Origin of the sequence: Chryseobacterium contaminans (assembly GCF_001684955.1) — a bacterium.
In the GTDB taxonomy this organism is placed as follows: domain Bacteria; phylum Bacteroidota; class Bacteroidia; order Flavobacteriales; family Weeksellaceae; genus Chryseobacterium; species Chryseobacterium contaminans.
On the sequence record NZ_MAYF01000084.1, the window covers coordinates 1 to 7,446 of the forward strand.

General features: G+C 37.3%; 10 protein-coding genes. 9 read left to right on the forward strand and 1 reads right to left on the reverse strand.

Features of this window, described 5'->3' with window-relative positions; genetic code table 11:
• From BBH99_RS06580 to BBH99_RS06590, 3 genes are all read left to right on the forward strand, one after another.
• The coding region (locus BBH99_RS06580) for a DUF1569 domain-containing protein (protein WP_123873052.1) at positions 1–231 on the forward strand (231 nt) is incomplete at its 5' end.
• On the forward strand, positions 228–608 hold the full coding sequence (ytxJ, locus tag BBH99_RS06585) for a bacillithiol system redox-active protein YtxJ (protein ID WP_066693647.1): 381 nt from the start codon (positions 228–230) through the stop codon (positions 606–608). The genes BBH99_RS06580 and ytxJ, both read left to right, overlap by 4 nt.
• A complete protein-coding gene (locus BBH99_RS06590) occupies positions 608–1,204 on the forward strand; it encodes a Crp/Fnr family transcriptional regulator (RefSeq protein WP_066693650.1) in 597 nt (198 codons plus the stop codon). The genes ytxJ and BBH99_RS06590 overlap by 1 nt, the downstream gene beginning before the upstream one ends.
• Positions 1,205–1,318: 114 nt before the next feature.
• Here BBH99_RS06590 and BBH99_RS06595 read toward each other — a convergent pair whose 3' ends face one another.
• Positions 1,319–2,740, reverse strand: a complete 1,422-nt coding sequence (locus tag BBH99_RS06595) for an aminotransferase-like domain-containing protein (RefSeq protein WP_066693656.1) — start codon at positions 2,738–2,740, stop codon at positions 1,319–1,321.
• 94 nt (positions 2,741–2,834) lie between these two features.
• On the opposite strand from BBH99_RS06595, the gene BBH99_RS06600 reads away from it, so the two are divergent.
• From BBH99_RS06600 to BBH99_RS06625, 6 genes are all read left to right on the forward strand, one after another.
• Entirely contained in the window at positions 2,835–3,719 is an 885-nt protein-coding gene (locus BBH99_RS06600) for a DMT family transporter (RefSeq protein WP_123873054.1), read from the forward strand.
• An 87-nt stretch (positions 3,720–3,806) separates the two neighbouring features.
• Positions 3,807–4,043, forward strand: coding sequence for a hypothetical protein (locus BBH99_RS06605; protein ID WP_066693658.1), 237 nt, complete (start codon positions 3,807–3,809; stop codon positions 4,041–4,043).
• A gap of 288 nt (positions 4,044–4,331) precedes the next feature.
• Entirely contained in the window at positions 4,332–4,928 is a 597-nt protein-coding gene (locus tag BBH99_RS06610) for a Crp/Fnr family transcriptional regulator (protein ID WP_066693665.1), read from the forward strand.
• Between the two features lie 57 nt (positions 4,929–4,985).
• The gene (locus BBH99_RS06615; RefSeq protein ID WP_228390755.1) at positions 4,986–5,600 is read left to right on the forward strand and encodes a Crp/Fnr family transcriptional regulator; all 615 of its coding nucleotides are present in this window, start codon (positions 4,986–4,988) and stop codon (positions 5,598–5,600) included.
• A 215-nt stretch (positions 5,601–5,815) separates the two neighbouring features.
• Positions 5,816–6,601: a KGG domain-containing protein gene (locus BBH99_RS06620; RefSeq protein WP_066693659.1), complete on the forward strand. Its 786-nt coding sequence runs from the start codon at positions 5,816–5,818 to the stop codon at positions 6,599–6,601.
• Positions 6,602–6,672: 71 nt separating this feature from the next.
• On the forward strand, positions 6,673–7,257 hold the full coding sequence (locus tag BBH99_RS06625) for a YciE/YciF ferroxidase family protein (RefSeq protein ID WP_066693662.1): 585 nt from the start codon (positions 6,673–6,675) through the stop codon (positions 7,255–7,257).
• Positions 7,258–7,446: the final 189 nt, after the last annotated feature.

The following is a 7,446-nucleotide window of genomic DNA, read 5'->3' on the forward strand; positions in this document are numbered from 1 at the left end:
AACGGAATTCCCAGAAACATGCCTACTTTTCAAAAACTAATCGTTAATTTTGAGTGTGATTTTGATGAATCAAAAACCAATCTACTGAAAACACTGGAGGAATTCCGGGTAGCCTGTGAAAACAGAAAACTGCCGGGCAGCCACAGATTATTCGGAAACATGACTGAAAAAGACTGGGAATTTTTAGAATATAAACATCTTGATCATCACTTAAAACAATTTAATGTATGAGTTTTTTTGATAAAATATTCGGCGGAAATAATAATGAAACCCCTGATCAGAAATCGTTCTGGAAAAATATAAAGTCTGAAGAAGATCTGGATAAAGCCATTGCAAGTTCTTATCAGCATAAAATAGCTATATTCAAACATTCAACAAGCTGTTTTATCAGCAAGACAGTATTGAGGAATTTTGAAAAAGAAGTTGAAAATTCAAATCAGGAGGTAGAAATATATTACCTTGATCTTTTAGCTCACCGCCCTATTTCAAATAAAATTGCTGAGGATTTTGGTATAAGACATGAGAGTCCACAGCTGATTGTTATCGAGAACGGAAAGCCCGTTAATAGCGCTTCGCACCAGGATATTTCTTTAAGCCAGATCGTATAATGAAGAATATTAATAATTATTTAGCCAAAGTTTTAAATGTTCCGCTTCAAAGCGTGAACACCTGCAGCCTGCATTATGAAGTAAAAAAAATTCCTAAAAATCAGTTTCTTCTTCAGTATGGCGAAATATGCAGACATATATTCTTTGTAGAGAAAGGCCTTTTGAAAATGTATTCCATTGATAAAAATGGAAAAGAGCACATTATACAGTTTGCCCCTGAAAGCTGGCTCATTTCTGACCGAAGCAGCCTTTACTTCAATGAAAAATCCAATTATTATATAGAAGCAGTAGAAGATTCTGAAGTTTTGTTTCTTCATCCCGATTTCTTCAATAAGCTGGTAGAACAGTTTCCAAACAGTATTGAACGTAGTGATTTTCTGCTTCAGAAACATATCAGAAGTCTTCAAAACAGGATCAATTCTTTATTAGGAGAGACTGCTGAAGAAAGGTATATGAAATTCATTAAAATGTACCCGGACCTGCTTCTTAGAGTGCCTCAATGGATGATCGCTTCTTATCTTGGCATTACTCCTGAAAGCTTAAGCCGCGTAAGAAAAGAACTGGCAAGAAAGAACTTCGTTCCGGATAATAAATAAAAAGGCTGGAAGATGGGAGCGGTAAGCTGAAAGTTCTATTCAACATAAAAACAACTGATGTCTTTATCCTATCAATAAGAACTCATTAAAAGTCTACAATAACTTCCATCTTCCTTACTTCAAATAAATCCTTTTGGCAAGCTGACCAACCTGTTTAAGCTTTGCCTGTATTTCGTCTGACCATGGAAGTCCGATACAAAGTCTCATACAGTTTTCAAACTGATCCTGGAAAGTGAACATTCTTCCTGGGGCAATACTTATATTCTCTTTAATAGCAAGATCATAAAGCTCTGTAGTCCGGATTTTCTTATCAAATTCTACCCATAGAGACAATCCACCTTGTGGGCGGCTGGTTTTAGTTCCTTCCGGAAAATATTCAGCAATAGTCTGTACGTAGTTCTGATAATTACTCTGTAACGTCTTCCTAAGCTGCTGAAGGTGTTTTTCATATCTTCCGGACTTCAGGAAATTAGCAACGGCTTCATTCACAATGGAAATAGAAGATGTGGAATGTAAAAGTTTAAGCTTTAAAATCTTGTCTTTGTATTTTCCAGCAGCAATCCAGCCTACACGGTATCCTGGAGCCAATGTTTTTGAAATAGAACTGCAATAGAGAACATTTCCGTCCTTATCAAAAGATTTGCAGCATTTCGGACGGGTAGAACCAAAATAAAGATCGCCATACACGTCATCTTCAATCAGAGGAATATTATTTTCTGAAAGAATTTTCACGATTTCTTTCTTATTCTCATCGGGCATACAGCTTCCCAGCGGAGAATTGAAATTAGGAATCAAAAGACACAGATCGATTTTTGGAATCAGTTTTTTGAAGGCCTCAATTTCTATTCCGGTAGTAGGATGAGTAGGTAGCTCCAGAACTTTCAGCCCTAAACCGTTGGCCAGCTGAAGAATTCCCGGATAGCAAGGGCTTTCAATAGCAATGGTATCGCCTGGTTTTCCCAAGGCCATTAAACAGAAAGATAAGGCGTTCATTCCTCCGTTTGTAGTGATAAGATCATTTTCATGAAGATTTCCTGCCCATTGTAATGAGCGTACAGCAATCATTCTTCTCAGCTTTAGGTTTCCCTGTAGTTCTTCGTATTCTGTTCCGCCTTCTTTTAGCTCTCTTATAGCATGTACAATCTCTTTTTTCAGCTTTGCCTGGGGAAGAAGGTCTCCGGATGGAATTCCAATGGAAAAGAAGGTGATATCCTTTTTTCCCATATTTTCATAGACTTTACTGATCAGCTCATCGGGTTCGTCATTATTAGCAATCAAAGAAGGACGGCTCACTTCAGGAAGCGGAAGCTTTACAGATAACAACTGACTTACAAAATAGCCGGATTGCGGCTTAGATTCTACAAGTGATTGGGATTCAAGTTCAAGAAAAACCCGTTTTGCAGTGTTCATACTCACCTGATGCTCACTGCATAGCATTCTTACTGACGGAAGCTTATCGCCTGCCTTCAAAACCCCTTTTCGGATCTGATTGGCAATACCGGCTGCAATTTCTGTATATAAAAATTCTTTACTCATTTTTTTAACTGTGCTCATGCAAATATACAAAACTGATACTGTGATTGTTTATTTTTCCTGTTTAATTTTGTCTCATAATTAAAAGCTTATCAACATGATGACAAATACTATTTCGAAAGACCAGGCTGTAAGCGGATGGATCAATGGTTTTATAGGTGTATTGCTTTTCAGCGGTTCTATGCCGGCTACCAAACTTGCCGTAATGGAAATGAACCCTATATTTGCTACGATTGCCCGTGCAGTAATTGCCGGAATCCTGGCGCTTTCAGTTTTATTGATATATAAAGAAAAACGGCCGGCAAAAAATCAGTTATTTTCTCTGGGTCTGGTGGCCTTAGGATGTGTCATAGGATTTCCTTTGCTTTCTTCACTGGCATTGCAGTATCTTACTTCAGCTCATTCCATTGTATTTTTAGGAATGCTGCCTTTAGCTACTGCAATTTTCGGGGTTTTCAGAGGTGGAGAAAAACCACATCCTGTGTTCTGGATATTCTCTGTAATCGGAAGCCTTTTAGTTATAGGCTATGCATTTTCTCAGGGAATTTCAGCTTCTCCAGTAGGAGATATTCTTATGCTTCTGGCGATTATTCTATGCGGAATGGGGTATGCAGAAGGAGCAAAGCTTTCCAAAACATTAGGTGGATGGCAGGTTATTTCCTGGGCACTTGTTCTCTCATTACCGGTTATGCTTCCTTTGTTTTTCATATATTTCCCATCCAATGTAGAAGCCATAAGCTTTAGAGGTTGGTTTGGATTAGGTTATATTTCTCTGTTCAGTATGTTTATTGGGTTTATATTCTGGTATAAAGGTCTTGCCCAGGGCGGAATTACCACTGTAGGTCAGCTCCAACTGCTACAACCATTTTTCGGCCTTGCTTTAGCAGCTTATCTTCTTCATGAACAGGTAAGTATAGGAATGTTGGGAATTACAGTGGGTGTTATTCTCTGTGTTGCTGGAACCAAGAAATTTGCGAAATAATCAAAAATAAAGCATTATGACCCGAGTCATAAAAAAACGGTCTCGTAATAATCTACTTTTGACTTTTCACACACAAAATATACTATTATGAAATTTATCATGTCATTTATGCTTATAGGATTTCTTGCCTTAAGCTGTAAAAAAGAAACGCAAACAAGTACCGACATCAACATAGCTGATACTATCCGTACAGATACAGCTACACATCCTGCACCTGTGTCACCACCACTTCCTTCGGACACGCTTGGCACAAAAGACAGTACATCTTCAATGAACAAAAGGGATACAGAGAAAGCTACCCCTAACACGAACAGAAAAAAATAATTCTTTAACGCTATATTTGATAAAAACCCGTTTTCATCTCACTGAAACGGGTTTTGTTAACTCATCATCACGGATGAAATTAACTTATTCAAAAAATAAAAATAACACATTTTTAATGTTAAAAATAAACTAATAATATTAAAATTAAATAAAATGTATAATAAATTTAACTTTATTTAACTTATAAAATAAAGATTAAGGTTCGATATTTGTATGTATTTATTGTCAATTCCAGTGATATTTTTACTAAGATTAAGAAGAAGAAAACAACATAAAAAAAAAGCTATTATGGTTATTGACGAAAATATTTTATTTTCAGCAGGAGCTGAAATAAAAGAATATAATCCTACAGAAAATATTTTCTGTGAAGGAGACAATCCTCATTATTATTATCAGATTATTACGGGAGAAGTAAAACTAAATAATTATAATGAAGAAGGAAAAGAATTTATACAGAACTTCTTATCAGCAGGACAGAGCTGTGGAGAATCTATTCTGTTTATAGATAAACCGTATCCAATGAATGCAGAAGCTGTTACTGATTGCAGTATTCTAAGGCTTCATAAATCCACATTTTTCAATCTGTTAAATAAATCTCCAAAACTGTGTATGGAGGTCAGCAGCTTTTTATCCCAGCGTCTCTACTATAAATTTATTATGATGATGAACATCTCATCCCAAAGCCCGTCTACAAGATTAAAGGGATTAATGGATTATCTGAAAAGTTTTCAGGATGATGAAAGTCCCTATTCGTTTATGATTCCTTTAACGAGGCAGCAAATGGCCAGCCTTACGGGTCTTTGCGTAGAAACGGCTATAAGGACCATTAAACATATGGAAAAGGATAAGATCCTGAAAATTGAAAATCGTAAAATTTTGTATTAAGAAAAACTTTCCGGTACTAAGTTTTTACGATTTTTTCTATTAAAATTGATACAGAAAATGAAAACGATAAGCTGCATGAATATTGACGAAGGACTTCTGCACTCATTTGGAGCAGAAGCCAAAATCTATAAAAAACGTGAAATCATTTTTAAAGAAGGAGATCACGCGCAGTATTATTTTCAGATTTCAAAAGGAAAGATAAAACTTAATAATTACAATGAAGACGGAAAAGAATTTATTCACAATATCTTAGGAAAAAACCAGAGTTTCGGAGATCCGCTTCTTTTTTTGGATCATCCTTATCCTATGAATGCGATCTGCCTGGAAGCTTCTGAAATTATAAGACTGCCTAAGGGTAATTTTATAGAAATGCTGAAAAAGCATCCTGAACTCTCTTTGGAAATGAATGCCTGTTTCTCCCAACAGGTCTATTATAAATTTGTGATGATGCAGAATCTGTCTTCCCAAAATCCGATATTACGTCTAAAGGGATTGATGGATTATCTTAAAAGCTACCATGATGGTGACTGTACCCACTGCTTCACTATAGCATTCACGAGACAGCAGCTTGCTAATCTTACGGGATTACGTGTGGAAACAGTGATCCGTACCTTGAAAAAGATGGAGCAGGAAGGAGATATCATCTTTAAAGACAGAAAAATTTTGTATTAATATTAGCTAACATGACTCAGGTCATAAAAAAGTGATTTATTCAGTTGTACATTTGATATAACAATTTACAATACAATTCTTTAAACCTTAATAAAGGAACGAAAAAAGCATTTTAGCTTTTGGTCAATTTGAATTTATCGAAACTCAACCATTGCCGTCTAATACTAGTCACGGGCGGCAATACATCACTAAATATTAATATAAAAAATTCAGTTATGAACACTAGAAATTCAAGAAATCGTAGCCCAAGAGGACATTCACACTCACCGGAAAACCTGGAAGAAGTCTATCAGTTAGGATATGACCATGGTTTTAACGATGCATCGAGAGATGAAGATTATGACGATGATTTTTCAGAGTATGAAAATTATTTTGATGAAGACGGTGACGATTATGATGATGACTATGATGAAGATTACGACGACGATGATTATGATAATGACTACGATGATGATGACGATTATGACGATGATGAAGACGATAATGATTATGACCAAAGAGGCCGCAGTGGAAGAAGTTCCAGAGGAGGAAGCGGAAATGGCAATCAGCAGCGAGATAGCATGGGAAGATTTACCTCTGGAAGAGGAGGGTCTTCACGTAGCAGCAGCTCTCGTGGCGGTTCCCGTGGAAGATCGGGCTCTGGTTCCGGATCAGGTTCAAGGTCAGGCAATAGCAGATCTTCAGGAGACGGGACTTCAAGAAGAGGGTTTGCATCTATGAGTAAGGCGGAACGTACAAGGATCGCCAGAATGGGTGGACAGGCATCTCACGGCGGCGGACGGTCTTCCGGAAGATCCGATTCAGATAATTCAAGAGGAGGAAACTCCGGCAACGGTTCATCAGGTCGTAGTTCAAACTCCGGTTCTGGTACCTCAAGAAGAGGTTTTGCTTCCATGAGCAAAGCGGAACGTACAAGAATTGCCAGAATGGGAGGACAGGCATCTCACGGAGGCGGACGATCTTCGGGAAGATCCGGATTCGGAGGCAGACGTAATTCATAATTCTTTTTCCAGATTGCCTCTTTATCAAGTATAAAGGGGTAATCTTTCAACTTTAAACACCACTTCACATCATGCCCAATAAAATTTTAGAACCCAATACTACAGTTTCCACAAAAAAAGGAACAGCTGACAAGACAAGCATCAACGAAGATGAAATGAAGAACTCACCGCTTCACAAATTTTTTGTAAGTGCGCTTAAAGATATTTATTACGCTGAAAATGCTATTCTGGAAGCATTGGAAAAAATGCAGGAAGCAGCTACCAGCGAAGATTTAAAGGATGCTTTTGAAGATCATCATCTTCAGACACAGAAACATGTAAAACGCCTGGAAAAAGTATTCAAACTTATTGATGAAACTCCTGAAAAGAAAGAATGCAAAGCCATAAAAGGCATTATTGAAGAAGGCGAAGAAACCATTAAGTCTACAGAAGAAGGTTCTGCAACCAGAGATGTAGGGCTCATTATTGCGGCTCAAAAGGTTGAACACTACGAAATTGCAACCTACGGAGGGCTTGCTCAGCTAGCCATTACAATGGGACACAATAAAGCGGCCGATCTTTTGGAAAGAACTTTACAGGAAGAAGAAGATACAGATGCCGAACTTACGGAAATAGCAGAAACCTCCATCAATTTTGATGCGGAACAGGAAGACTAAACCAGCCTAATACAATAAGCCATATAGCTTGTTTTTCTATATGGCTTATTTTAAATCATGAACTCAAAATGTATATGGACTGTCAGACAATAATAAAGACTCTGAAGCACAAAAACTTCGTCAAGATCAACAATAACGGTCGATGTTTTGAAAATGGAGCCGCTGTTTATGCCAAGGAGATAGAAGATA